Annotated in this window: 26 protein-coding genes and 1 pseudogene; 11 read left to right on the forward strand and 16 right to left on the reverse strand. The window is 71.0% G+C overall.

Annotated elements, in window-relative coordinates:
* Position 1: 1 nt before the first annotated feature.
* Both ACZ7L5_RS26055 and ACZ7L5_RS26060 read right to left on the reverse strand, forming a co-directional pair.
* A complete protein-coding gene (locus ACZ7L5_RS26055) occupies positions 2-217 on the reverse strand; it encodes a DUF397 domain-containing protein (protein WP_328427508.1) in 216 nt (71 codons plus the stop codon).
* Positions 210-1,004, reverse strand: coding sequence for a helix-turn-helix domain-containing protein (locus ACZ7L5_RS26060; RefSeq protein ID WP_471519203.1), 795 nt, complete (start codon positions 1,002-1,004; stop codon positions 210-212). Before ACZ7L5_RS26060 ends, ACZ7L5_RS26055 begins: the two co-directional genes overlap by 8 nt.
* 365 nt (positions 1,005-1,369) lie before the next feature.
* Between ACZ7L5_RS26060 and ACZ7L5_RS26065 the strand changes: the two genes are divergently transcribed.
* A complete protein-coding gene (locus ACZ7L5_RS26065) occupies positions 1,370-1,696 on the forward strand; it encodes a hypothetical protein (RefSeq protein ID WP_471519205.1) in 327 nt (108 codons plus the stop codon).
* On the opposite strand, the gene ACZ7L5_RS26070 is transcribed toward ACZ7L5_RS26065, so the two are convergent.
* A complete protein-coding gene (locus tag ACZ7L5_RS26070; RefSeq protein WP_471519207.1) occupies positions 1,697-2,029 on the reverse strand; it encodes a nucleotidyltransferase domain-containing protein in 333 nt (110 codons plus the stop codon). It lies immediately after the preceding gene.
* Between the two features lie 129 nt (positions 2,030-2,158).
* On the opposite strand from ACZ7L5_RS26070, the gene ACZ7L5_RS26075 reads away from it, so the two are divergent.
* The 4 genes from ACZ7L5_RS26075 (at position 2,159) to ACZ7L5_RS26090 (ending at position 8,340) form a co-directional block, all read left to right on the forward strand.
* Positions 2,159-2,950, forward strand: a complete 792-nt coding sequence (locus tag ACZ7L5_RS26075; protein ID WP_471519209.1) for a serine hydrolase — start codon at positions 2,159-2,161, stop codon at positions 2,948-2,950.
* A gap of 53 nt (positions 2,951-3,003) precedes the next feature.
* Complete coding sequence (locus tag ACZ7L5_RS26080; protein ID WP_471519211.1) at positions 3,004-4,035, forward strand: esterase-like activity of phytase family protein; 1,032 nt, start codon at positions 3,004-3,006, stop codon at positions 4,033-4,035.
* Positions 4,036-4,127: 92 nt separating this feature from the next.
* Complete coding sequence (locus ACZ7L5_RS26085) at positions 4,128-7,847, forward strand: ABC transporter ATP-binding protein (RefSeq protein ID WP_471519213.1); 3,720 nt, start codon at positions 4,128-4,130, stop codon at positions 7,845-7,847.
* A gap of 103 nt (positions 7,848-7,950) precedes the next feature.
* Positions 7,951-8,340 (forward strand): hypothetical protein, encoded by a 390-nt coding sequence (locus tag ACZ7L5_RS26090; RefSeq protein WP_362382784.1) that lies wholly within the window; start codon positions 7,951-7,953, stop codon positions 8,338-8,340.
* A gap of 10 nt (positions 8,341-8,350) precedes the next feature.
* Here ACZ7L5_RS26090 and ACZ7L5_RS26095 read toward each other — a convergent pair whose 3' ends face one another.
* Together ACZ7L5_RS26095 and ACZ7L5_RS26100 are read right to left on the reverse strand one after the other, a co-directional pair.
* Positions 8,351-9,028 (reverse strand): hypothetical protein, encoded by a 678-nt coding sequence (locus tag ACZ7L5_RS26095; RefSeq protein ID WP_471519216.1) that lies wholly within the window; start codon positions 9,026-9,028, stop codon positions 8,351-8,353.
* Positions 9,029-9,168: 140 nt separating this feature from the next.
* The gene (locus tag ACZ7L5_RS26100; RefSeq protein ID WP_471519218.1) at positions 9,169-11,022 is read right to left on the reverse strand and encodes a glycoside hydrolase family 3 protein; all 1,854 of its coding nucleotides are present in this window, start codon (positions 11,020-11,022) and stop codon (positions 9,169-9,171) included.
* Positions 11,023-11,463: 441 nt separating this feature from the next.
* Between ACZ7L5_RS26100 and aroA the strand changes: the two genes are divergently transcribed.
* Both aroA and ACZ7L5_RS26110 read left to right on the forward strand, forming a co-directional pair.
* The gene (aroA, locus tag ACZ7L5_RS26105) at positions 11,464-12,756 is read left to right on the forward strand and encodes a 3-phosphoshikimate 1-carboxyvinyltransferase (protein WP_471519220.1); all 1,293 of its coding nucleotides are present in this window, start codon (positions 11,464-11,466) and stop codon (positions 12,754-12,756) included.
* Between the two features lie 17 nt (positions 12,757-12,773).
* Positions 12,774-13,352 carry an RBBP9/YdeN family alpha/beta hydrolase gene (locus tag ACZ7L5_RS26110; protein WP_471519222.1) on the forward strand — a complete coding sequence of 193 codons (579 nt, stop codon included), beginning with the start codon at positions 12,774-12,776 and terminating at the stop codon, positions 13,350-13,352.
* Between the two features lie 15 nt (positions 13,353-13,367).
* Here ACZ7L5_RS26110 and ACZ7L5_RS26115 read toward each other — a convergent pair whose 3' ends face one another.
* The 3 genes and pseudogenes from ACZ7L5_RS26115 to ACZ7L5_RS26125 all read right to left on the reverse strand — a co-directional run bounded on the left by ACZ7L5_RS26115 (position 13,368) and on the right by ACZ7L5_RS26125 (position 15,900).
* Complete coding sequence (locus ACZ7L5_RS26115) at positions 13,368-14,168, reverse strand: sugar phosphate isomerase/epimerase family protein (RefSeq protein WP_365058893.1); 801 nt, start codon at positions 14,166-14,168, stop codon at positions 13,368-13,370.
* A gap of 96 nt (positions 14,169-14,264) precedes the next feature.
* The gene (locus ACZ7L5_RS26120; protein WP_471519224.1) at positions 14,265-15,197 is read right to left on the reverse strand and encodes a bifunctional helix-turn-helix transcriptional regulator/GNAT family N-acetyltransferase; all 933 of its coding nucleotides are present in this window, start codon (positions 15,195-15,197) and stop codon (positions 14,265-14,267) included.
* Positions 15,198-15,304: 107 nt separating this feature from the next.
* Positions 15,305-15,900: pseudogene (locus ACZ7L5_RS26125) on the reverse strand (dihydrofolate reductase family protein).
* Positions 15,901-16,141: 241 nt separating this feature from the next.
* Here ACZ7L5_RS26125 and ACZ7L5_RS26130 point away from each other — a divergent pair.
* The gene (locus ACZ7L5_RS26130; protein WP_471519226.1) at positions 16,142-16,939 is read left to right on the forward strand and encodes a DUF4389 domain-containing protein; all 798 of its coding nucleotides are present in this window, start codon (positions 16,142-16,144) and stop codon (positions 16,937-16,939) included.
* 49 nt (positions 16,940-16,988) lie between these two features.
* Here the strand turns inward: ACZ7L5_RS26130 and ACZ7L5_RS26135 are convergent, their stop codons facing one another.
* On the reverse strand, positions 16,989-18,038 hold the full coding sequence (locus tag ACZ7L5_RS26135) for a LacI family DNA-binding transcriptional regulator (RefSeq protein ID WP_328884449.1): 1,050 nt from the start codon (positions 18,036-18,038) through the stop codon (positions 16,989-16,991).
* Between the two features lie 290 nt (positions 18,039-18,328).
* Here ACZ7L5_RS26135 and ACZ7L5_RS26140 point away from each other — a divergent pair, with 290 nt between their 5' ends.
* From ACZ7L5_RS26140 to ACZ7L5_RS26150, 3 genes are read left to right on the forward strand one after another with little or no spacing between them, the layout of a single operon-like run.
* Entirely contained in the window at positions 18,329-19,486 is a 1,158-nt protein-coding gene (locus ACZ7L5_RS26140) for a Gfo/Idh/MocA family protein (RefSeq protein WP_471519228.1), read from the forward strand.
* A complete protein-coding gene (locus ACZ7L5_RS26145; RefSeq protein ID WP_471519230.1) occupies positions 19,483-20,634 on the forward strand; it encodes a dihydrodipicolinate synthase family protein in 1,152 nt (383 codons plus the stop codon). Before ACZ7L5_RS26140 ends, ACZ7L5_RS26145 begins: the two co-directional genes overlap by 4 nt.
* Positions 20,631-21,461, forward strand: coding sequence for a sugar phosphate isomerase/epimerase family protein (locus ACZ7L5_RS26150; protein WP_471519232.1), 831 nt, complete (start codon positions 20,631-20,633; stop codon positions 21,459-21,461). Before ACZ7L5_RS26145 ends, ACZ7L5_RS26150 begins: the two co-directional genes overlap by 4 nt.
* 317 nt (positions 21,462-21,778) lie before the next feature.
* On the opposite strand, the gene ACZ7L5_RS26155 is transcribed toward ACZ7L5_RS26150, so the two are convergent.
* The 7 genes from ACZ7L5_RS26155 to ACZ7L5_RS26185 form a co-directional block, all read right to left on the reverse strand.
* On the reverse strand, positions 21,779-22,180 hold the full coding sequence (locus ACZ7L5_RS26155; RefSeq protein ID WP_328881515.1) for a gas vesicle protein K: 402 nt from the start codon (positions 22,178-22,180) through the stop codon (positions 21,779-21,781).
* On the reverse strand, positions 22,164-22,421 hold the full coding sequence (locus ACZ7L5_RS26160; RefSeq protein ID WP_363037754.1) for a gas vesicle protein: 258 nt from the start codon (positions 22,419-22,421) through the stop codon (positions 22,164-22,166). Before ACZ7L5_RS26160 ends, ACZ7L5_RS26155 begins: the two co-directional genes overlap by 17 nt.
* Entirely contained in the window at positions 22,418-23,224 is an 807-nt protein-coding gene (locus ACZ7L5_RS26165) for a GvpL/GvpF family gas vesicle protein (protein WP_471519235.1), read from the reverse strand. Before ACZ7L5_RS26165 ends, ACZ7L5_RS26160 begins: the two co-directional genes overlap by 4 nt.
* Complete coding sequence (locus ACZ7L5_RS26170; RefSeq protein WP_471519237.1) at positions 23,221-23,727, reverse strand: gas vesicle protein; 507 nt, start codon at positions 23,725-23,727, stop codon at positions 23,221-23,223. Before ACZ7L5_RS26170 ends, ACZ7L5_RS26165 begins: the two co-directional genes overlap by 4 nt.
* A gap of 63 nt (positions 23,728-23,790) precedes the next feature.
* Complete coding sequence (locus ACZ7L5_RS26175; RefSeq protein ID WP_471519239.1) at positions 23,791-23,952, reverse strand: hypothetical protein; 162 nt, start codon at positions 23,950-23,952, stop codon at positions 23,791-23,793.
* A complete protein-coding gene (locus tag ACZ7L5_RS26180; protein WP_471519241.1) occupies positions 23,949-24,215 on the reverse strand; it encodes a gas vesicle protein GvpG in 267 nt (88 codons plus the stop codon). The genes ACZ7L5_RS26175 and ACZ7L5_RS26180 overlap by 4 nt, the downstream gene beginning before the upstream one ends.
* 21 nt (positions 24,216-24,236) lie before the next feature.
* Entirely contained in the window at positions 24,237-24,950 is a 714-nt protein-coding gene (locus ACZ7L5_RS26185; RefSeq protein WP_328881521.1) for a GvpL/GvpF family gas vesicle protein, read from the reverse strand.
* Positions 24,951-24,952: the final 2 nt, after the last annotated feature.

Genomic DNA, 24,952 nt, shown 5'->3' on the forward strand with positions numbered 1-24,952 from the left:
CTCAGGGCCGTGATTCCTTGACAGCCGTGACGAACGCCGACCAGTTGGCGGCGGAGAAGACCAGCGCCGGGCCGTGCGGGACCTTGGAGTCGCGGACGGGGACGCCGGAGGGGTGGTTGTCGAGGACTTCGAGGCAACTGTCGGCGTTGGGGCTGCTGTAGGACGACTTGCGCCAGCCTGTCAATATGGCAGCGTTCGGGATGATTCGGTCAGCCATGGTGTCCGTAGTCCTTCGCAGTGGCCTTGAGTAGTGCTACTGACTCCTTCAGAGGCAGCGCGTCGCTCAAAGCCAGAGCGTATCCGCTCTGCAACTGCTGGACCGCTGACGGGGAATCGATGAGTCGCCCCGCCCCGTGCCCCTCGGTGTATGCCAGGGGTGGCTGGTCCTCGAACCACATCAGCGAGAGCATGCTGTGCAGCATCGGATGAAGCCCCACATCAAAGGGCAGCACGTGTACGCGGATACGTCGAGCCTCGGTGAGGCGGACGAGATGCATGATCTGCTCCGCCATGACGCCCTCGCTGCCCACAGGACGCCGCAGCACCGCCTCGTCCAATAGCGCCCACATCACGGGCGTGACCGGGTCCTCAAGGATCTTCGCGCGTTCAAGGCGTGTGACAACGCGTTTGTCACGCACCTCTTCGCTCACCGGAGGGAACGCCGAACTCATGAGCGCATGTGCGTACCCTTTGGTCTGCAGGATGCCCGGGAAGTACGTCAGGGCGAACTCTCGGATCGTCACCGCCTGCTGTTCGAGCTCGCGCACCGACTCGAAGTAGTCGGCGATCGCCACCTCGCCCTGCGGCAGAAAGCTGCTCAGCACATCCCCCGTGCCCAGGGCAACGTCCAGCCGCCGAGCATCCTCCCTCGAAGGCACCCGTCGCCCCGCCTCGATGTGCGCGATGTGCGAACGCGTCATGAACGCCCGTTCGGCCAGCTCCTCCTGCGTCAGCGCCGCCGCCTCGCGCTGCTGCCTGAGCCAGTCACCGTACGTGTTGCTCATGGCCAACTCCCTTGTGACGAATGCCTGGTCACATTCGACCCTCTGGCGAGGCTAGCCCGACCCGTCTCAGTGTGTGAGTTGATCGCTACAGAACGCGATACCCCCGCGACCGTCCGACCGGTCCGGGGGCGTGGTCATCAACTGACGCTAGGAGCCGACGACATGAGTCACCGTATCGCCCATCTCTGCGCGCCGCTGCTACGTCTTCTGGGCCGCCCGGCCCGGAAGGCGAGCCGTGCTGTTCTCCACGGGCCGACCGTCCATCAAACCGGTGGCCACACGCCGACGGCGCCGCCTCTGGTCGCCGTACCCGGAATCGGCATCGGGTCCTGCGGCATGCTCGCGGCGCGAGCGGAGGTCGCCCGATGAAGGAGGACGTGCACAGCACCCACCCCGCGACAGGTGTACGCCTGCTCCCCTGGACCGGGGAAGGCGGCAAACCGTGCTACCTCCACACCGGCGGCACCGGCCCTGTCTCCCGTGTGGCGGACGCCGTCGAGAGCGTTCAGCTCGGAATGTCGGGCGAGCTCCTCGACCACGCGGACGACATGCTCGCCGACCGACGAGCAACGCCCGCGCAGCTCCGCTTCCTGCTGGCCCGGATGAGCGAGGCCCTGACCGATGTCCGTCGGATCGCGGAGAGCCGGGGTGCGCGTGTTCCCGTCCCCGCCTGCGACGACTCCGACCGGTGATCAGAAAAGCGTAGTGATCCCGAACACCTGCCGCAGCTGGGCCATGTCGTGCCGGTCGCGGTCCGCCGGCTCGTACCCCTGGTGGAAGTGGATCTGCTGCTCGGCGGACAGACACGGGACCGTCGTACCGCCGATCCTGCCCGTCACGAAGGCCGACGCGGGGTGGACGAAGGGGCGCGACGGTTCCAGTGACGCCTGAAGCGCGGAGTCGCGGTGGTCGCGGGTCTGCTCCCCGATCGGGGCGCCGATGCCCCAGCCGCCGCCGATCCAGATGTCGGTCCGTGCCTTTCGCTGCAAGGACAGGACGGACAGTACGCAGCCAGCGGTCATCATGCGTACAACCTTTTATGCGTGCTCGTTGGTCAGAAGGACATGACCCACGGGAGAACGAGCAAGCAGGCAAGGCGTGTTTCCGGACGCGCGAGAGCGGGCGTCGCGGCAGGTGTGGGCGTCGGCGTCGTCATGGCGTCCATAGCCGTCGCCACCCCCGCCGTCGCGGCGCCTTCGCCCACCGTCAGCTGTACGTCCGCCAAGGCCGGCCTCGCCGCCAAGTTGACGAAGGACATCACCGCCGCCCTGGCCAACCGCAAGGGCACCATCGCGGTCGGCCTCTACGACCGTTCCACCAACACCACCTGCGCCCTGCGGGCCTCCAGCGCCTACGACTCCGCCAGTGTCGTCAAGGTCAACGTGCTGGCCGCGCTGCTGTGGGACGCGAAGAAGCACAACCGGTACCTCACCGCTCGTGAGACGTCCCTCGCCAAGGCCATGATCACCAAGTCGGACAACGCCGCGACCAGCACGCTCTGGAAGCAGCTCGGCCTGACGAAGATCAAGGGCTTCCTCTCGGCCGCCGGTATGACCCAGACCAAGCCCGGCGCGAACGGCTACTGGGGCCTGACCCAGATCACCGTCACCGACGAGCAGAAGCTGCTGAAGCTCATCACGGCCAAGAACGCGGTCCTCAGCGACAACTCCCGTGCCTACATCCTGCAGTTGATGGGCCAGGTCGTCTCCTCGCAGCGCTGGGGCACACCGTACGGAGTGCCGTCCGGCGTCACGGTGGCGGTCAAGAACGGCTGGCTGCAACGCGCCACCCAGGGCTGGCGGGTGCACAGCGTCGGCGCCTTCAAGGGGCGCGGCCACGACTACGTGATCACGGTGCTCACCCATGGCAACAGCACCATGAACTACGGCATCACGACCATTCAGGGCGTCGCCAAGGTCATCCACAAGGACCTGGCCGCGAGCTGACCCTTAACGAGACGGCCCACCTCGCGTCACCCACCCGTCCTACGGTGACCCCCATGCGCCTGAGAACCGTACTCGCGACCGCCACCGCGGGCCTGGCGGCGGCCACCTGCCTCACCGCCGCCGGCCCCGCGAACGCCCACGCCACCTCGCCGGGCCGCCACGCCTGCTCGCCCTCCGTCTCCATCGACCGCTTCTCCGACGCGCTCGACAAGACGACGTACGAGGGCACCTTCGTCGGAAACTTCTCCGCGCTCGCCGTGGACGGCGACGGCTCCCTCGCGGCCCTCTCCGACCGCTCCTCCCTCCTCAGCCTGAACGGCAGGAGGCTCGCGCCGAGGAAAGCCGTCCCGCTCGCCGACGAGAGCGGTGCCGCCCTCGACTCCGAGGGCCTCGTCATCGACCGGGACGGCACCCGGCTGATCTCCTCGGAGACCGAGCCGTCCATCCGCCGCTACTCCCGCGACGGCCGGATCCTCGACCGCCTCCCCGTGCCGGACGCGCTGAAGGTCGCCCCGGCCGGCCGCGCCGTCTCCAACGGCACCTTCGAGGGCCTGACCCTCCTGCCCGGCGGCCGCACCCTGCTCGCGTCGATGGAGTACGCCCTGACCGGCGACAGCGCCGACATCGTCCGCTTCCAGACCTGGAACCGGACCAAGGGCGGCTCCTTCGAGCTCGGCCGCCAGTACGCCTACCGCGCCGACACCGGCCTCGGCGTCCCCGAGGTCCGGGCGACCCCCGACGGCCGCCTCCTCGTCCTGGAGCGCGGCTTCACCGCAGGCGTCGGGAACACGGTCCGGCTCCATCTGGCCGACCCGCGCCGCGCCACGGACACCAGCGGTGTCGAGAAGCTCACGGGCCAGGACGGCGTCCGCCTGATCAAGAAGACCCTTCTCGCCGACCTCGTGAACTGCCCGTCACTGGGAGCGACCGCCAAGCAGCCCCAGCCGAACCCGCTCCTGGACAACATCGAGGGCATGGCGATCACGGGCCGCACGGGCGATCGCCTGAAGGTGCTGCTGGTCAGCGACGACAACCAGAACGCCGTACAGACGACCCGGCTCTATTACCTGCGCGTACGTATCTGAGCACGCCCCCCGGCTTTGTTGCGGCGGGATGAAATCGAAGCTCGTCGGCGTTGGTGTCTTCCGGTAGATCAGGACGGACGGAGGGCACCGGCGTGGCAGTGCAACGGGGATGGGCACGACGGCTGTGGGGCTATGCCTGGCGCTATCGCAAGGACGTGATCCTCGCCCTCGGCTCCTCCCTCGTCGGAATGGCCGTCATGGCGGTCGTCCCGCTGATCACGAAGGTGATCATCGATGACGTCATCGGCGATCACACCCGTGGCATGGCCGTCTGGGCCGGCCTGCTCATAGCCGCCGCCTTCGTCGTTTACGTCCTCACCTACATCCGCCGCTACTACGGCGGCCGCCTCGCCCTCGACGTCCAGCACGATCTGCGCACGGACATGTTCGCGACGATCACCCGGCTCGACGGGCGGCGGCAGGACGAGCTGTCCACCGGGCAGGTCGTCGGGCGGGCCACCAGCGACCTCCAGCTGATCCAGGGCCTGCTCTTCATGCTCCCGATGACCATCGGGAACTTCGCGCTCTTCCTGATCTCCCTGATCGTCATGGCGTGGCTGTCGCTGCCGCTCACCCTGGTCGCTCTCGCCGTCGCCCCGGCCCTGTGGTGGATCGCCAAGCGCAGCCGGACCAAGCTGCACCCCTCCACCTGGTACGCCCAGGCGCAGGCCGCCTCCGTCGCCGGCGTGGTCGACGGGGCCGTCAGCGGCGTACGCGTGGTGAAGGGGTTCGGGCAGGAGGAGCAGGAGACCGGGAAGCTCAGGGAGGTCAGCCGGCGGCTCTTCGCGGGGCGGCTGCGCACCATCCGCTTCAACTCCAAGTACACCCCGGCCCTGCAGGCCGTCCCCGCTCTCGGGCAGGTCGCGATGCTCGCGGTCGGCGGCTGGCTGGCGGTGCGTGGGCACATCACGCTGGGCACGTTCGTGGCGTTCTCCACCTACCTCGCCCAGCTGGTCGGCCCGGTCCGGATGCTCGCCATGGTCCTCACGGTCGGGCAGCAGGCCCGCGCCGGCACCGAGCGCGTGCTGGAGCTGATCGACACCGAGCCGTCGATCAAGGACGGCACCAAGACGCTGCCCGCCGACGCCCCCGCGACCGTCGAGTTCGACGACGTGGCGTTCGGCTACGACGACGGGCGGCCGGTGCTGGACGGGCTCTCCTTCGAGATCCAGCCCGGCGAGACCCTGGCCGTCGTCGGCTCATCCGGCTCCGGCAAGTCCACCGTCTCCCTCCTCCTCCCGCGCTTCTACGACGTCACACGCGGCGCCGTCCTCATCGGCGGCCACGACGTGCGCGAGCTGACCTCCGACTCGCTGCGGGCCGCGATCGGCCTGGTCCCCGAGGACTCCTTCCTCTTCTCGGACACGGTCCGCAACAACATCGCCTACGGCCGTCCCGACGCGACCGACGAGCAGATCGAGGCCGCCGCACGCGCCGCCCAGGCGGACCGCTTCATCGCCGAGCTGCCCGACGGCTACGAGACCACGGTCGGCGAGCACGGCCTCACCCTCTCCGGCGGCCAGCGCCAGCGCGTCGCGCTCGCCCGCGCGATCCTCACCGACCCGCGGCTCCTCGTCCTCGACGACGCGACCTCCGCGGTGGACGCCCGCGTCGAGCACGAGATCCACGAGGCGCTGGGGCACGTCATGGAGGGCCGCACCACCCTCCTCATCGCGCACCGCCGCTCCACCCTCGGCCTCGCCGACCGCATCGCCGTCCTCGACGCGGGCCGCCTCGCCGACATCGGCACCCACGAGGAACTCCAGGAACGCTCCGCCCTCTACCGGCGCCTCCTCACCGACCCCGACGAACTCGGCGGTGTCTCACCCGGCCACGCCCAGCCCGCCTGCCCGCAGGAGGACACCTCCGTACGCGACGAGCTGGACGCCGAGTTCGACGCCGAGCGCGGGGTGACCCCGAGGCTGTGGACCGGGGACCGCGAGCGGCGGGACCTGGCGCTCACGGAGTCCCCGGCCACACCCGAACTCCTCGCCCAGGTGGAGGCGCTGCCCCCGGCCGTCGACCGACCCGACATCGACGAGGCCGACGCGGTCCGGCCGGAGGAGTCGTACGGCCTGAAACGGCTGCTGCGCGGCTTCGCGCTGCCCCTGCTGATCAGCCTCGGCCTCGTCGCCATGGACGCCGGCATGGGACTGCTGCTCCCGGTCCTGATCCGGCACGGCATCGACTCGGGTGTCACGCAGGTCGCCCTCGGCGCGGTCTGGGCGGCATCCCTGCTCGCCCTGCTCACCGTGACGGTCCAGTGGGTGGCGCAGATCGGCGAGACGCGGATGACCGGACGCACCGGCGAGCGCGTCCTGTACTCGCTGCGGCTGAAGATCTTCGCCCAGCTCCAGCGGCTCGGACTCGACTACTACGAGCGCGAGCTGACCGGCCGGATCATGACCCGGATGACGACGGACGTCGACGCGCTGTCGACCTTCCTGCAGACGGGTCTGGTCACCGCCTTCGTGTCCGTCGTCACCTTCTTCGGCATCATGGTCGCCCTGCTGGTGATCGACATCCAGCTGGCCCTCGTCGTCTTCGCGACGCTGCCGCCGCTGATCGTCGCGACGTACTACTTCCGCCGGGCCAGCGTGAAGGCGTACGAGCTCGCCCGTGAGCGGGTGTCGGTGGTGAACGCCGACCTCCAGGAGTCGGTGTCCGGGCTGCGGATCGTGCAGGCCTTCCGGCGCGAGCGGGACGGCGGCGCACGGTTCGCCGAGCGCAGCGACAGCTACCGCAGGGCCCGTATCCGGGGGCAGTTCCTGATCTCGATCTACTTCCCCTTCGTGCAGTTCCTGTCGTCTGGGGCCGTCGCGGCGGTCTTGATCGTGGGCGGCGGCCGGATCGACGACGCGACGCTGACGACCGGCGCGCTGGTGGCGTATCTGCTCTACATCGACCTGTTCTTCGCCCCCGTCCAGCAGCTCTCCCAGGTCTTCGACGGCTACCAGCAGGCCACGGTCTCGCTCGGCCGCATCCAGGAGCTGCTGCGGGAGCCGACCTCCACGAAGGCGGCCGCGGAGCCGCTGGAGGTGCTGTCGCTGCGGGGCGAGGTCGCCTTCGAGGACGTGCACTTCAAGTACGGCGACGACGAGGCGGCGCTGAGCGACGTCGCCCTGCGGATTCCGGCCGGGCAGACGGTCGCGTTCGTCGGTGAGACCGGCGCGGGCAAGTCGACGCTCGTGAAGCTGGTGGCGCGGTTCTACGACCCGACCGGCGGCCGTGTCACGGTCGACGGCACGGACCTGCGCTCCCTGGACATCACGTCGTACCGCCACCGGCTCGGGGTCGTCCCGCAGGAGGCGTATCTCTTCCAGGGCACCGTCCGCGACGCCATCGCCTACGGCCGCCCCGACGCGACGGACGCCGAGGTCGAGGCCGCGGCCCGTGCGGTCGGCGCCCACGAGATGATCGCCACCCTCGACGGCGGCTACCTCCACGAGGTCGCCGAGCGCGGCCGCAACCTCTCCGCCGGGCAGCGCCAGCTGATCGCACTCGCCCGCGCCGAGCTGGTCGACCCCGACATCCTGCTCCTCGACGAGGCGACGGCAGCGCTGGACCTGGCCACGGAGGCCCAGGTCAACCACGCCACGGACCGCCTCTCGGGCCGCCGTACCACCCTCGTCGTCGCCCACCGCCTGACCACGGCCGCCCGCGCGGACCGGGTCGTGGTGATGGACCACGGGCGGATCGCGGAGGACGGTACGCACGAGGAGCTGCTGGCGCGCGGCGGGCAGTATGCGGAGCTGTGGCGGACCTTCATCGGGGCGGCGGAGCCGGAGGAGCCGGTGGGGGCGGCCCGGTAGGTGCCGTGCGGCGTGTGGCCGTGACGGTCGTGCAACCATCCGGCATACGCCGTGCGTCCGTACACCAGTACGCTCATCGCCGGTGTACGGGGAGGACAACCAAGTGGACAGAGGTGCGATACGCCGACGACTGGCCGTCGGCCTGGCGTTGCTGACCGCGTCCGGACTGCTCGCGGTCGCGGTGCCGGCCGAGGCGCAAGCCGCCGCCTCGCGCTGTGAGGGACGCAAGGTCAGGACGTACCCGTTCGCCACCGGCACTCTGTACGTCTACAAGCGGGGCGGCCACATCTGCGCGATCACCGTGCCCAAGGACCCCGGGCGCAGGCAGAAGATGATGGTCAGCGTGCAGGCGTACCGGGCCAGGGCGGTGGTCGACGAGGGCCTGTACAGCCGCCGGGCCGGCCCGGTCACCGTCCACGCCGGGCACCGCTGCGTGTGGGTGAAGGGGAAGGTGGGGCGGGGGTCGGTGAGCAAGGGCTGGATTCTGTGCTGACCGACGCCGGCTACACCGGCCGCGCGCAGCCCACCGGTTTCTCGCCGCCCAGCTGGACGTACAGCGCCGTCGACAGCGGGCACTTCGCCCGCTTGTCCACGGCCCTGGTCACCTCGTACTGCGGCTTCTGCCGTCCCTCGCCGTCGCACGTCGTCTCGCGCACCTGCCCGTCGCCGGAGCTGTAGACGCAGTCGCCGACGATCGTGCGGGGTCCGCCTCCGCTGCCCGGGTCGCCGGGGTGGGGCGGCGCCAGGTTGCGCATGCAGGCGTAGCCCTGCGGGATCGCACCGTCGCCGTCCTCGTCGGACGTCCGGCTCTGTTCGCTGATGTGCAGTACGAAGTCCGTGGTCCCCGGGCACAGCGGCCCGTCGCCGACCTTGCCGTCGTGCCGCGCCACGACCCGCGCCGCCGCCCGCTCACCGGTGCAGGACACCTCGGTGAAACTCGTCGTCCCGAAGGAACTGCACTCGTCGACGCCGAGGAACACCTCGCCGTAGCCCGCGGGCCGCGTCGGCGGTGTCAGCAGCTGCTCGCCGGCGCCCCCTGACTCGCTCCGGCTCACGCTCCCGCTCTCACTGAGCCGCCCGTTCTGCTCCGCCGCCCCCGACGGACTCTGACAACCCGTCAGCAATGCGCTGAGCAGCGCAAGCAACGCGGCGGCCACCCCAACAGCACTTCTCGCACGCATCGCACTCCCCCCGGTACCCCCGCCCAGCGTGACCCGCCGCAGCGGGCCCACGCCAGACATGTGGGGTCCTTTGCGTCGGTTGGGGGTGAGTGCGCCCGTTGTGTGACGTACGGGCGCTACGCCCAAAGTGCTACACGACGCTAACCGCGCCCGTACGACAGTCCGTGGCCGATCGGATACAGCACCCGCGACGGATCGTCCGCCTGCTGCACCGGCACCGGCAGCTTCCCGCGCGGAGCCACCCGCCCGGCGATCACCCGCGCGGCGGCCCGCAGCTCGACGTCGGTCCAGGAGTAGGACGCCAAGTACGCCCGTACGGCGGGCAGATGAGCCACGTCGTACGGGTTGCGGACCGCGACCGCCACCACCGGCCTCCCCGTCGCGAGGAGCTGCTCGACCAGCGCCTTCTGCGTACTGCTCGCCGTGACGTTGTACGTCCCGACCACCACCGCGTCCGCCGCCCGAGCCGCCTCGACGGCCTTGGCGATGGCGGCGGAGGAGGGCGCGGTACCCGTCGACAGGGCGGTCGCCGTGAAGCCCAGCTCGGTCAGCGCGGCGGCGAGCACGCCGGTCGGCGGTCCCGTCGTGCCGGACGGGGAGGCGGGGTCGGCGCCGACGACGAGGATCTTGGGGTGGGAGCGCCGGGACAGCGGAAGGGTCGAGTCCTCGTTGACGAGCAGGGTCGTCGTCCGCTCGGCGATACGGTCGGCGGTCCTGAGGTGGGACGCGGTGCCGACGTTCCGATCGACCCCGCCCTGGCTGACGTACGGCGCGTCGAACAGCCGCAGCTTCGCCTTCAGCCGCAGGATGCGCAGGATCGATTCGTCGAGCCGTGCCTCGGTCAGCTCGCCGTCCTGGACGGCCTTCAGGACCGCGTTCCAGGCGATGTCGAGGGAGGGCGGGTTGAGGAGCTGGTCCACGCCCGCCTTGAGCGCGAGGACGGGGACGCGGTCGTCGCCGTACTTCGTCCGTACGCCCTCCATGCCGAGCGAGTCGGTCACCACGAGCCCGTCGTAGCCGAGCTCCTCGCGCAGGATGCCGGTGAGGATGGGGCGGGACAGGGTGGCCGGGTCGCCGGAGTCGTCGAGGGCCGGGACCATGATGTGCGCGGTCATGATCGAGTCGATGCCGGCCCGGATGGCGGCCCGGAAGGGCGGCGCGTCGAGCTGGTTCCACTGGTCGCGGGTGTGGGTGATGACCGGGAAGCCGTAGTGGCTGTCGACGGCGGTGTCGCCGTGGCCGGGGAAGTGCTTGGCGGTGGCCGCGAGTTGCCGTGAGTGCTGGTATCCGGCCACCTCGGCGGCGACCATGCCGGCCACCGCGGCGGGTTCGGCGCCGAAGGAGCGGACGCCGATGACCGGGTTGGCCGGGTTGACGTTCACATCGGCCACGGGGGAGTAGTTCTGCCGGATGCCGAGCGCCCTGAGTTCCTGTCCGGCGACACGGCCGAGGGTGCGGGCGTCGGCGCGGGAGCCGCCGGCTCCGATGGCCATGGCACCCGGGAAGAGGGTGGCGGGCTCGCCGACGCGGCAGACGATGCCGTGCTCCTGGTCGGTGGAGACGAGGACGGGCAGGCCGCGGGGCTGGGCGAGGGACGCCCGCTGGATGCCGTTGGACAGGTCGGCGATCTGGTGCGGGTCGCGGGTGTTGTGCGCCCAGGTGAAGTAGATGATGCCGCCGACCCGGTACTTGGCGATCAGCTCGGCCGCCGTACGGACGCCGATCTCCTTGAGGTTGGCGTCGATGTCGGCCTGGTCGGGGGCGGTGGCGGAGTGGCCGTAGACCCGCATGACGAAGAGCTGGCCGACCTTCTCCGGCAGGCTCATCCGGGCGATGAGGGCCCGCAGTTTCCGGTCGTCGTGCTTGCCGTCGGGGCCGGCGTGGGCGGTGCCGCCGAGGGCGAGAGCGGTGGTCATGCCGGCAGTGGCGGCGAGGACGGTACGTCTGGAGGGGACCGAGGTGTTTCCCATGCTTCCCGTGCTGGTGTCGGGCACGTGCGCTCCTTCCGGAGGTGGTGCGCTGAAGGAAACTTCCGAGAAGTCACCAATAACCGGGAAGTTTCTGCCAGTCAAGGGAGTACACGGCAACCGGTCGCCAAGGAGGGGCCGCCATCGGCGCAGTTGGAGGGGGGCGCGCCGATGACGGCATGCTGCCGGCCGCGGCACGGCGGAGAGGGTTGGTCAGCGATCGCAGCCAGCAGCGAGGGCCGACACCGCACCACGGTGACTCTCCGGCAGCTTGCGTGTTGGACGAGCGGGGGTGGGGCTGGGTTCCCGGGATGGGCGGAAATCGGGAAGTTGGTGAGATGGGGGTTGGTGGGGCGGGTGGGGGCCGGGGAGGGGCTTCAGGACGAGGGTCCCGTGAGGGGGGGGGCAGGCGGGTCCACCCCATGGACGCCCCCGCGTCGTCGCCGCCGACCGGGCGATCATGTGGGCATGCCCGTAGTCGACATCCCCGGTTCCAAGTCCGTCACCGCCCGCGCTCTCTTCCTCGCGGCCGCCGCCGACGGTGTCACCACCCTCGTACGCCCGCTCCGTTCGGACGACACGGAGGGCTTCGCCGAGGGGCTGGCGCGGCTCGGCTACCGGGTCGGGCGGACGCCGGACGCCTGGCAGGTCGACGGCCGCCCGCAGGGCCCCGCGGTCACCGAGGCCGACGTCCACTGCCGGGACGGTGCGACGACGGCCCGCTTCCTGCCGACGCTGGCCGCCACCGGCACCGGCACCTACCGTTTCGACGCCTCGCCCCAGATGCGCCGCCGCCCCCTGCTGCCGTTGACCCGGGCCCTGCGTGACCTGGGCGTGGACCTGCGGCACGAGGAGCGGGAGGGCCACCATCCGCTGACCGTGACGGCGGCCGGCGTCGAGGGCGGGGAGGTGACGCTGGACGCGGGCCAGTCGTCGCAGTACCTGACCGCGCTGCTGCTGCTCGGACCGCTGACCCGCAAGGGCCTGCGCATCACGGTCACCGACCTGGTCTCGGTGCCGTACGTCGAGATCACGATCGCGATGATGCGGGCCTTCGGGGTGGAGGTGCGCCGGGAGGGGAACGCCTTCCTGGTCCCGTCCGGCGGCTACCGCGCCACGACGTACGCGGTGGAGCCGGACGCCTCGACGGCGAGCTACTTCTTCGCGGCGGCGGCCGTCACGGGCGGCGAGGTGACGGTTTTGGGCCTGGGCGAGGGGGCGCTCCAGGGCGACCTGGGCTTCGTCGACGTACTGCGGCGGATGGGCGCGCAGGTGGAGGTGGGCGCGCGGTCGACGACGGTCCGGGGGACCGGCGAACTGCGGGGCGTCACCGTCAACATGCGGGACATCTCCGACACCATGCCGACCCTCGCGGCCATCGCCCCGTTCGCCTCCGGCCCGGTGCGGATCGAGGACGTGGCGAACACCCGGGTGAAGGAGTGCGACCGGCTGGAGGCCTGTGCGGAGAACCTGCGGCGGCTGGGGGTGGAGGTGACCACGGGCCCCGACTGGATCGAGATCCGGCCGGGCGCGCCCATCGCGAGCGGTGCGGAGATCAAGTCCTACGGCGACCACCGCATCGTCATGTCCTTCGCGGTGACCGGGCTGCGGGTGCCGGGAATCTCGTTCGACGACCCCGGGTGCGTACGGAAGACTTTCCCGGGTTTCCATAAGGAGTTCGGGGCGCTGAGCGCGGGGTTCCTGTCGCGGGGGGCGTCGACCGACGGGGCCGCCGGCGGCACTGGACCGGCACGGCAGTGATCGGAAACCATCGGCTCATGACCGCCTACCTCATCCTCCACGGCTGGCAGAACCGCCGCCCCAAGGACCACTGGCAGCACTGGCTCGCGGATCGGCTCGGCGAGTTCGGGCACCAGCTCGTCTATCCGCAGCTTCCCGAGCCGGACGATCCTGACCTGGAAGTCTGGTTGGGGGAGCTGGGGCGGCACCTCGGTGCGCTCGACGGCAAGGCGGAGCGGGTCGTGGTCGCGCACAGTCTGTCCGCGGTGCTGTGGCTGCACGCTGCCGCGCGCGGGGTGCCGGGGCTCGACGTGGACCGGGTGCTGCTCGTCGCCCCGCCGTCCGGCGCCGTGCTCGCGCAGCACTCGGAGGTCGCCCGATTCGCGCTGCCGGCGCTGGAGTTCACCCTCCCCGGCCCGACCCGCCTGGTCGCCGGCGACGACGACCCGTACTGCGAGGAAGGCGCCGACACCGTCTACGGCACCCCGCTCGCCCTCCCGACCGACATCCTCCCGGGCGCCGCCCACCTCGACCTGGACGCCGGGTACGGGCCGTGGCCCGCCGTGCTGGGCTGGTGCCTCGACCCCACGGCGCCGATCCTGGCCCGTCCCGAGTAGCGGCGGCGCCGGCGGCTACGCCGACTCGTTGAGCAGCCGCGCCAGATGGTTCCGTCCCGCGTCGAGCAGTTCGGGAAGGGGCGCGGCCTCCTCGTACCACCGCTTCTCGTACTCCCAGCACAGCCAGCCGTCCCAGCCGTGCCGGGACAGCACCTCCACGCACTCGGCGAGCGGCAGCACTCCGGTGCCGAGCGGCAGCGGGGTCGTGTCGTCGGCGGAGGCGATGTCCTTGACCTGGACGTAGCCGAGGTACGGGGACAGGGCCGCGTAGCTCTCCGAGGGCTGCTCGCCGCCCAGCCAGGTGTGCATGACGTCCCACAGCGAGCCGACGTGCCGGTGCCCGACCAGGCCGAGGACGCGGATCGAGTCGGCGGCGGTGCGGTGCGAGTCGTGGGTCTCCAGCAGGATCCGTACGCCCATGTCGGCGGCGTACTGCGCAGCCGTACCCAGCCGCCGCGCGGCGATCGCGTCCGCCGACTGCGGGCTCTGCTCGGGGTCGGCGCCGGGGAAGACGCGGACGTAAGGGGCACCGAGGTCGTGGGCGAGGTCGACGAGGGTGCGCATCTCCTCGATCACGGGCCCGTCGTCACCGGGAGCGGCGACCCGGGCGTACCCGGCCAGGCCCAGAAGCTCGATGCCGGCGGCCTTGAACTCGGCTGCCACGTCGGCCCGTTCGGCTGGGCCCAGACCCGGATGGACCGGCTCCTCGGCGTGCGTGCGCAGCTCGACGCCGTGATACCCGTGCGCTGCCGCGAGCCGCAGCACGTCGGGGACGGGGAGACCGGGGACGCCGAGGGTGGAGAACGCCAGTTTCATGCATCCCACCTTGCCAGGGAAAAGAGGGTGCGCCCATCCGGCAGGCGGGCCGGGGGACGCTCCGGACCTGTCACCTCCTGCCCGCCGTACCTGATCTCACTCCTGCGTGCCGTGGAGATCCAGTCGCCAGTCCTGCCCGGTCAGGTCCTTGCCGAAGGAGCGGTGGGGTGTCTCGGCGGACAGGACGAAGCCGTGGCGCTGGTAGAGGCGGCGGGCGGCGGCCAGGACGTCGTTGGTCCACAGGACGAGGTCGCGATAGCCCACGCCGCGGGCGAAGTCGACGACGGCCGAGACGAGCCGGTCGCCGATGCCGAGGCCGCGCGCGTCGGGCTCGACCAGCAGCAGCCGCAGCCGGGCCGTGGCCGGCGCCTCGTCGCGGACGAGCATCACGCAGCCGACCGGCCGGCCGTCCAGCTCGGCGATCCACACCCGCTCCAGATGCGGATCATGATCCTCCGCGAAGTCCGCGACGATCCTCGCGACCAGCCCCTCGTAGTCTGCGTTCCAGCCGTACTCGGCGGCATACAGCGCGGCGTTGCGCTGCACGATCCAGCCGAGGTCGCCGGGGCCCGGCTCGCGCAGCAGGACGTCCTCGCGGCGGGGAGGGCGGCCTTCGGACAGGATCGTACGGACCGTCGTCATCGCCTCGGCGAGCCGTGGCCGTTCGGCGGCCGGCACGGTCGACAGCAGCGAGCCGACCGATTCGGTCGCCCGTTCCTCCAGCAGCTTGCCGGTCTCCCGGCCGCGCGCGGTGAGCGTGACGCGCCGCCGACGCGGGTCCTCCCGGGAGGGGGTGCGCTCGATGAGCCCGTCCTGCTCGAACTTGTTCAGGATGCGGCTCAGATACCCCGCGTCCAGGGAGAGTTCGGCCCGCAGGTCGGCCGCGTCCGTACGCGGGGAGTGCGCGAGCTCGTACAGGACGCGGGACTCGGTGAGGGTGTAGGGGGCGTACAGGTGGCGGCTGTAGTCGAGGGCACCGATGACGTTGGTGTAGAAGCGGTTGAAGGCGCGGATGTCATGCACGGACATGGTCGATCCCGAGGGCTCCCCGCGGGGCCGCTGGGCCCCTGGTTCCGGATGTTTGACTCAGTCAGAGGTTTCGCTGAGTCGAGCCTAGGACGTCCGCGCCCTCGTCGCTAGCCCTCGGTGGCGGGCCGGTAGACGCACACCTGTGCGCCGGTCTTGGCTGCGGTGGCGGAGACGAGCTCCAGGGGCCGCTTCCCCCCGTCCGCCGGGAAGATCGACTTCCCGCCGCCGAGCAGCACCGGCATCACGATGAGCTGCAGCTCGTCGACCAGCCCCTCCTGGATGAGGGTCCGTACGAGGGTGGAGCTGCCCATCATCGCCAGGTCGCCGCCCTCGGTCGCGCGCAGCTCCCGCACCCGGGCGACAGCCTCGGCGCCGGGGATGAGGGTGGTGTTGTTCCAGGTCAGGTCGGCGTCGCTGAGGGTGCCGGAGACGACGTACTTCTTGATCGAGTTCATCCGGTCGGCGAACGGGTCCCCGGCCCGCTCCGGCCATGCCGCAGCCATGGTCTGCCAGGTACGGCGCCCGAACAGCAGCGCCTCGGCCTTCTGCATCCCGCGTCGAAGGCCCCGCCGAGGACCTCCGCGTCGAAGTACGGATGCGACCAACCCCCGTGCGCGAAGCCGCCGTCGGTGTCCTCCTGGGGGCCGCCCGGGGCCTGGACGACGCCGTCGAGGCTGATGAACTCGGTGATCGCGATGCGCATGGGATTCGCTCCTGTTGTCCGCTCGGGTGAGCCGGTGATTGCGGCATGGAAGACGGCGGTGGCGCCCGGAAATCATCGGTGGGTCGAAGAATCGGTGGGTCGAGTCAAGACGCGGAACGGAGCATTCGGCAGGGGTCGTGGGCGGGCTACCTCCGTTTGGGCCTGTGCAGGGCGCGGGGGCCGCCGCGTCGCCGCAGCATGGTCGTGTCAGGCAGCATCATCGGCACGATTGGGAGTCTCCATGGCGACGAGCTGGGATCCTCGGGCCGCTACCGATCCCGCGGGCGGCGAGTGGCTGCCCGTCCTGGACATCCCCCCGGTCGCACGGCAGCGTCGCTGGACCGTGCTGCTGCGCTGGCTGCTGCTCCTGCCGCAGTTCGTGGTGGTCTGGCTGCTCTCCATCGCGGCGTTCTTCGTGACCATCGTCGGATGGTTCGCCGCCCTGTTCACGGGACGGCTGCCCGACGGGATCTTCCGCTTCCTCGGCTCGGTCCTCGCCTACCGGACGCGGGTCGGCGCGAGCGCGATGCTCCTGGTCGACCGCTATCCGCCGTTCTCGTTCTCGGCTCCTGACCACCCCGTGCAGATCGAACTGCGCGCCACGCCGCTGAATCGGCTCGCGGTGTTCTTCCGCCTGATCCTGATGATCCCGGCAGCGATCATCAACAACCTGGCGCAGGCAGGCTGGTTCGCGGTGGGCTGGGTGTTCTGGCTCATCGGCATCGTGCTGGGACGACTGCCCGCACCGGTCTTCGCCGCCACGGCCGCCGTGGCCCGCTACCAGATGCGTTTCACCGCGTACGTCACGATGCTGACCCCCGCCTATCCCAAGCGGTTGTTCGGCGACGAGCCGGTCCCGCAGGACGCGGTCCGCTCCGGCACCCGGCCGCTGCTCCTGGACACCGCGGCCAAGGTCCTCGTCGTGCTCTTCCTGCTCCTCGGCCTGGCCGGCCATGTCGTCAGCAGCACGATGGACTACTACGACGACCACGACTCGGAGTACGACGGTACGGCCCCGGCTGTGCCGCCCGGGCGGTGAACAGCGGCGTGCGTCAGCGCGTCCGTCCGAGTGCGACGGACGGCACGCCTCAGGCCCCCTTGGGCCCCCCGGAAGATCCCCGAACCATCAACTCCCCGCGAATCGTGGCGATCTCGCCGAGCGGCGGCTCCTCCCGCCCCATCGCGATCCGCCCGGCCCGCGCCCCCGCCTCCGACAGCGGCAGCCGCACCGTCGTGAGGGAAGGCACCGTGTCGAGGCTGAACGGCAGGTCGTCGAACCCGGCCACCGAGACGTCCTCCGGAATCCGCAGCCCGGAGTCGCGCAGCGCAGCGCAGGCGCCCAGGGCGACGGAGTCGTTCGCGGCGACCACGGCGGTCAACGACGGGTCCCGGCGCAGCAGTTCCAGCGTCGCCTCGTATCCCGACTGCCGGTCATAGCGGCCGTGCACCGTCCATCGAGGGTCCTCCTCGATGCCGTGCGCCTCCAGCGCCGCCCGGTGCCCCTCCAGTCGGTGCCGGGTCGTCGTCCGCTCCTCCGGTCCCGCGATGTAGCCGAGCCGCCGGTGCCCCAGCCCGATCAGGTGCTCGGTCAGTTCGCGCCCGCCGCCGCGGTTGTCGAAGGTCAGCGCGATCGCGCCGGTGTCAGGCGCCGGCGGCCGGCCGCAGAGCACGACCCGCGTCCCGGCGTCCGCCAGCTTCCGCAGCTTGGCCGCGACCGCGGCCGCGTGCGGGGCGTCCTCGACGGCGCCGCCGGTCAGGACGACCGCCGCGGCCCGCTGCCGCTGCAACAGCGTCAGGTACGTCAGCTCACGCTCCGGCGAACCCCCCGTGTTGCAGACGACCGCCAGCCGCTCACCGCCGGCCCGGCCGCCCGGACCGCCGATCTCGGACTGGATGGCGCTCGCCATGATCCCGAAGAAGGGGTCGGCGATGTCGTTGACCAGGATGCCGACCAGGTCGGAGGTGGCGGCGGCCAGCGCGCTCGCCGGACCGTTCAGCACGTAGTCCAGCTCGTCCACCGCCCGCAGCACCCGTTCCCGGGTGGACGCGGCCACGGGGTAGTTGCCGTTCAGTACGCGCGACACCGTCGCTGGGGAGACCTGGGCGCGGGCCGCCACGTCCGCCAGGGTCACCGTCATCTCGTCGTCCTCCGGTCGCGCATCTCGTCGTACCACCTCGTACGTGCTCACAGACAGGCCTGCCTCCTCGTAGACAGGTCATCCGCAGCCACGGTTCCGTGTATGTCGAGCAGACCTTACGGCCAGAAACCCCCGTTGTTCGTCCCCTCGAACAACTCAGGCTGGTCACGGTCTTGTCCGGACCGCTGCTCAGAGGCTAGCTTCTCCCTATGTAGAAAGCGCTTGCTGTGACGCTCACCAGTGAAAGACCGGGCGTACGCGGCGCAGACCCCGCGTACGAAGGGAACGACGTGACACGCAAGACGGTGCGTATCGCCATGAACGGCGTGACAGGGCGCATGGGCTACCGCCAGCACCTGGTCCGCTCCATCCTGGCCATCCGTGAGCAGGGCGGGCTCGACCTCGGCGACGGCACCGTGCTGTGGCCGGAGCCGATCCTGGTCGGCCGTCGCGAGTACGCCCTGAAGGCGCTCGCCGAGCAGCACGGCCTGGACGCGGAGAACATCTCGACGGACGTCGACGCGGTGCTCGCCGACCCGGGCGTCGAGATCTACTTCGACGCCCAGGTGACCTCGGCCCGCGAGGAGGCCATCAGGAAGGCGATCGCCGCCGGCAAGCACATCTACACCGAGAAGCCCACCGCCACCGGTCTGGAAGGTGCCCTGGAGCTGGCCCGTCTCGCGGACGAGGCCGGCGTCAAGCACGGCGTCGTCCAGGACAAGCTCTTCCTCCCGGGCCTGCTGAAGCTCAAGCGCCTCATCGACGGCGGCTTCTTCGGACGGATCCTCTCCATCCGCGGCGAGTTCGGCTACTGGGTCTTCGAGGGCGACTGGCAGGCCGCGCAGCGCCCGTCCTGGAACTACCGCGCGGAGGACGGCGGCGGCATCGTCGTCGACATGTTCCCGCACTGGGAGTACGTGCTGCACGAGCTCTTCGGGCGCGTGAAGTCCGTGCAGGCCATCGCCACCACCCACATCCCGCAGCGCTGGGACGAGAACGGCAAGCCCTACGACGCCACCGCCGACGACGCCGCATACGGCATCTTCGAGCTCGACGGCGGCGCCATCGCCCAGATCAACTCCTCCTGGGCCGTACGCGTCAACCGCGACGAGCTGGTCGAGTTCCAGGTCGACGGCACGGAGGGCTCCGCGGTCGCGGGCCTGCGCAACTGCCGCGTCCAGCACCGCTCCCTCACGCCCAAGCCGGTCTGGAACCCGGACATCCCGGCCACCTACTCCTTCCGCGACCAGTGGCAGGAGGTCCCCGACAACACCGAGTTCGACAACGGCTTCAAGGCCCAGTGGGAGCTGTTCTTCAGGCACGTCTACGCCGACGCCCCCTATCACTGGGACCTCCTCGCCGGCGCCCGCGGCGTCCAGCTCGCCGAGCTGGGCCTTAAGTCCTCGGCCGAGGGCCGCCGTCTCGACGTACCGGAGATCCAGCTGTGACGATCCGACTGCCCGACTTCAAGGGCGGGTTGCGGGCATACGAGCCCCGCCCGGAGCCCTTGGCGGTGACCCCCGGCACCCCCTTCACCTCCCGTACGGTCTTCTCCGCGGCGCACGTCGTCGCCGACCCGTACGCCGACGTCTCGCCCGACTCGCCCGCCGCAGTCGACTGGGACGCCACCCTCGCCTTCCGCCGCCACCTGTGGTCCCACGGGCTCGGTGTCGCCGAGGCCATGGACACCGCCCAGCGCGGGATGGGCCTGGACTGGGCGGGCGCGGCCGAGCTGATCCGCCGGTCGGCCGCGGAGGCGCGTGCGGTGGGCGGCCGTATCGCCTGCGGTGTGGGCACCGACCAGATGACCGCGGGGACCCTCGAAGAAGTCCGGGCGGCTTACGAGGAGCAGCTCGCGGTCGTGGAGGAGTCGGGCGCCCAGGCGATCCTGATGGCCTCGCGCGCCCTGGCCGCCACGGCCAAGGGCCCCGAGGACTACCTGGAGGTCTACGGCCGGCTGCTCCGGCAGTCCGCCGAGCCGGTGATCCTGCACTGGCTGGGCCCGATGTTCGACCCGGCGCTGGAGGGCTACTGGGGCTCGTCCGACCTGGACGCGGCCACCGACACCTTCCTGGAGGTGATCTCGGCCCACCCCGACAAGGTCGACGGCATCAAGGTCTCCCTGCTGGACGCCCAGCGCGAGATCGACCTGCGTCGCCGCCTCCCGCAAGGGGTGCGCTGCTACACGGGTGACGACTTCAACTACCCCGAGCTGATCGCGGGCGACGAGCAGGGATTCAGCCACGCCCTGCTCGGCATCTTCGACCCGCTGGGGCCGCTGGCGGCCCAGGCCGTCCGGGTCCTGGACACGGGCAATGTCGAAGGCTTCCGTGAACTCCTCGACCCCACGGTCGAGTTGTCCCGCCACCTCTTCCAGACGCCGACCCGTTTCTACAAGACGGGCGTGGTCCTCCTGGCCTGGCTGGCCGGCCACCAGTCCCACTTCACCATGGTCGGCGGCCTCCAGTCGGCCCGCTCCCTGACGCACTTCGCCCGCGCCTACGAACTCGCCGACGGACTGGGCCTGTTCCCGGACCCGAAGCTGGCCGAGGAGCGCATGAAGAACCTGCTGTCCCTGTACGGGGTGAATCAGTGACAGAGCTCGCGCGTTTCTCCATCAACCAGATGACGGTCAAGCAGCTGTCGATGCCGGAACTGGTCGACGCCTGCCGAGAGTCGGGCGTCGCGGGCGTCGGCCTGTGGCGGGAGCCGGTCCAGGCGTACGGCCTGGAGGCGACGGCCAAGCTGGTCCGGGACGCGGGCCTGACCGTCACCACCCTGTGCCGGGGCGGGTTCTTCACGGCGATCGACCCGGCGGAGCGTGCGGCGGCCCTGGACGACAACCGCCGCGCGGTCGACGAGGCGGCGACGCTGGGCACCGACGTACTGGTCCTGGTGTCCGGCGGCCTGCCGGCCGGCTCCAAGGACCTGCACGGTGCCCGGGAACGGATCGCGGACGCGCTGGCGGTGCTCGGCCCCTACGCCGAGGACCACGGCGTGAAGCTGGCCATCGAACCGCTGCACCCGATGTACGCCTCGGACCGCTGCGTCGTCTCGACCCTGACCCAGGCGCTGGACCTCGCGGAACGCTTCCCAGCCCACCAGGTCGGCGTCACGGTCGACACGTACCACATCTGGTGGGACGACAACGCGCCCGCACAGATCGCCCGCGCGGGTGCGGGCGGCCGTATCCACACCTTCCAACTCGCCGACTGGACCACCCCGTTGCCGCAGGGCGTGCTCAACGGGCGTGGGCAGATCGGGGACGGGGCGATCGAGATGCGGGAGTGGCTCGGGTACGTGACGGCGGCGGGCTACACCGGCGCCATCGAGGTCGAGCTGTTCAACGACGGCCTGTGGGCACGTGACGGCCGCGAGGTGCTGGCGGAGACGATGGCGCGGTTCGTGGAGCACGTGGGGTAGCGCACCCAGGGGGCCGGCGGGGCGCCGACGGCTTTCGGGTCGTCGGCGTTCCGTATGTCCGTGATGATCGTCGCCCTGGCCGCAGGTGTCCCCGCGCGTCACCGGCCCCCTCGACGGGAAGCCTGAAGACGGTGCAGCGGGCGGTCCGGGCGCTCGCGGACTTCCTCGACGAGGGCTCCGTACGCCAGGAGGTGGTCCTGCACTTCGGCGGCCCCGCCGCACCCAGGAACTCACCGTCCGCATCGGGGACGACGACACCTGGGGAGTGGTCCTCGACGCTCCCGACCCCGAGCCGGCCGCACGGTGACGGGGGCCGCTCACGGCGGAGGGAGCAGCGTGCCCAGGGGCCCGAGGTCGAGGTTGAGGTCCTCCAGGGTGAGGTCGTAGCGGTCGCAGAGTTCGGTCATGCGGTCGTGGAGGAGCATCAGGGTGAGGCCGAGGCGTTCCTCCTGGTCCTCGGTCAGGTTGCCCTCGTCGACGCGGTGCAGGGCCTGGCGCTCCATCAGCTGGCGCAGGAGTTCGACGATGGTCAGGACCAGCTTGACCAGGTCGCGCTCCACGGTGTCGGGGTCGGCGTGGAGGCGGCGGGCGGCGGACCGCCCCGCGGATGGTGACGCCATGTCGTCCGGGCTCGCGGGAAGCAGCGAGAACGCGCGGTGCGCGGCCTGCGCGACCTCGCGCAGCCGGTCGGGGGACGGGCGGTCAGCCGGGCTCGTCACCGTGGCCGCCGTACTCCGTGGGCGTCCGGTCCTGCAGGACGGGCGCCCACTGCTCCTCCATCTGCTCGCGGATGGCGATCACCACCGCGCGCAGCGAGATCCGTACCAGGTCGATGTCCGCGATGGACAGCACGACATCGCCGGTGAGCACCACCCCGCCGCTCAGCAGCCGGTCGAGCAGGTCGATCAGCGCGACCTGGCGTCCGGCCAGGGGGCGGTCGTCGTCGTAATACTCGGTCACCGTTCTCGCGCCCCTTCGGCGGGAGTCGCGAAGGAGTACGGCGCCCAGGGCCCGGTGACCTCCACCCGCACGCCCGGTAGGTCGTCCGCGGCGTGCAGCATCCGCTCGCGGAACTCCGCGGCCAGGTGGCGCGGTACGAGGTAGGCGTCGTTGGCCAGGTTCTCGCTGCGGGCGTCGGCCAGGGTCCCCTGCTGCGGGCGGTGCCGGGCGCGTTCCACCGCGAGCCCGCGTGCCCGCTCCTCCGTGCGGCGCACGGCCTCCTCGGCGGCGCGCCGGGTGTCCTCGTGCGCCTGGCGGTGCTGTCTGCGGGTGCGCAGATACGCGCGTCCCGGGGCCGGGTCGGCGGCGGAGCCCGGTGCGGTGGACGGGGTCGCCGGCTCGGAGGCGAGCGGGACCTCGGCGTACACCTTCACGCCCCACTCCAGGTGGGCGTCGAACCGGTCGAGCAGTTCGTCGAAGGCTTCCTGACGTTCGCTCAGCATCTGCTCGACCCGGCTCCCGTCGAGGTACACCGTGGCCAGCCGCAGGGGGAGAACGGTCATCCGGGCGGCCAGCGTCTCGATGACGAGGTGGTGGGCGCGGGCCGTCGACTCCAGCCAGTCGAGGTCCTCCAGGCGTGACTTCAGGGCCGACTCCGAGAAGTCCTCCCCGGGCACCTCGCTGACCGCGGCGGCCAGCGCGCCCGAGCCGACCAGGGTGACGGGGGCGCCGGCCACCCCGTGGAGACCGGCCAGTTGGGCCTGCGTCTCCGCGCCGGGCGAGCGGACCACGGCGTACGCGTAGCTCAGCCGCTGCCCGGTCATGACTCCCGGTCCTCGGAGTCGTCCTTCCTGCGCCGGGTGCGTCGCGGTTCGGCGGAGGACTCGCGCTCCGCCGCACGCGAGCGGCGCCGGCCACCCGAGCTCCGTTCGGGCAACTCGCCCGCGGACTCCGCCTTCTCGACCTTCTCCGCCTTCTCGGCCTTCTCAGACCTCTCCACCTTGCGGCGCAGCTCCTCCACCTCCTCGCGCAGGCGCTCGTTCTGCTCCTTCAGGTTGTGCCGCTGGTCGGCTCGGGAGGACAGCGCGGGGTCGTGCTCCCACCAGTCGATGCCGATCTCCTTGGCCTTGTCGACCGAGGCCACCAGGAGACGGAGCTTGATGGTGAGCAGCTCGATGTCGAGCAGGTTGATCTTGATGTCGCCGACGATGACGATGCCCTTGTCGAGCACGCGTTCAAGGATGTCGGCGAGGTTCGCGCTGGACCCTCCGCCGCCGTACGGAGACAGCGCCGGGGATGTGGAGCGGCTGGGGACGGGCTCGGTCACGGCGTACTCGACCTCGTTTCCCGGAAGCACCCACGGTCGTCCCGGCCGCGCGCTCGGCCACGGTCAGACACGGCGGCGGCGCTTGCGGCGGGGGTGCTCGTCGGTGTCGTCGTTGCGGTCATCAGACTCTCGGTCTTGGCCCTCTTCCTCGTCCTCCTCCCAGTCGTCCTCGGCGTCCTCGCGGCGTTCGTCGGCGAGCGGCAGCCCGCGACCCACGTGTGTCACAGCCCAGGAGACTGTCCGCCCTTTCGCAGCTGGTAGGCCCTGATCTCCTCCAGGCGGTGCAGCAGTGCCTCCTCCTGCTGTGCGAACTCCTCGTCGTCGATACGGCCCTCGTCGAGCGCCCGCTCCAGATTCACGAGTGCCTCCTGCACGGGGGTCGGGTCGTAGTACTCGTCCTCGGCGGTCCGGACCACCTTGTCGAGCACCCAGCCGACGCCCCGGACGGGAGCGAACGGCAGCGTCAGAATCCCGGTGACCAGTCCCACGGCACCTCCTCAGGCCTCACGTCAGACGAAGCTGTACGGCGGCAGGGGACCCCGCAGCCGCAACTCCACGCCCTCGCCGTAGCGTTCGGCCAGTTCCCGGCAGGTCCGGCCGAACTCCTCGAACCGCTCGTCGTCCACGAGGAAGGAGGCACTCACGAAGTACTGCTTCGACGCCGGGGCGATCTGCTCTGCCGACGCGAGCGGCCGCAGCGCGGCGAGTATGTCCTCGGCGATGGCGTTCTCGCGGCCCTGCACCTCCTGGGCCACCACCTGGCCGAGCGCCAGCCGGTCCTCGTACGTCCCGCCGCCCTCGCGGGTCCGTTCGTTCAGCTCACGCGCCTGCGGGCTCTGCTCCAGGACGGCACGCAGCGACGTGTCCTCGTCGAGGACGCCCTTGACGTTGAACTCCGCGCGCCCGGCAAGCTCGTCCAGCCGCTGCGCGAACAACTGCGCCCGCTCCTCCAGGACGCCGCGTACGGCCTCCTCGTCGGCGGCGACGAACCCGAAGCTGAGCGGCAGGGTGGGGCCGTCGGCCCACAACCGCTCCTGGACGTCGTTGTGCGCCTGCAGGTCCCGGCGGGCGACCGAGAGGTCGTCCGGGGCCTCGCTGACGACCGCGCACAGGGAGTCGCCGCGCACCACGCGCACCTCGCCGGGCGGCTCGCCCACGCCCTTGACGTCGCTCAGATCGAGGGGATGCGAGTCCTTGGTGATCGCGTACACATACACGGACATCG

The organism is Streptomyces sp. NPDC107528 (assembly GCF_055639295.1).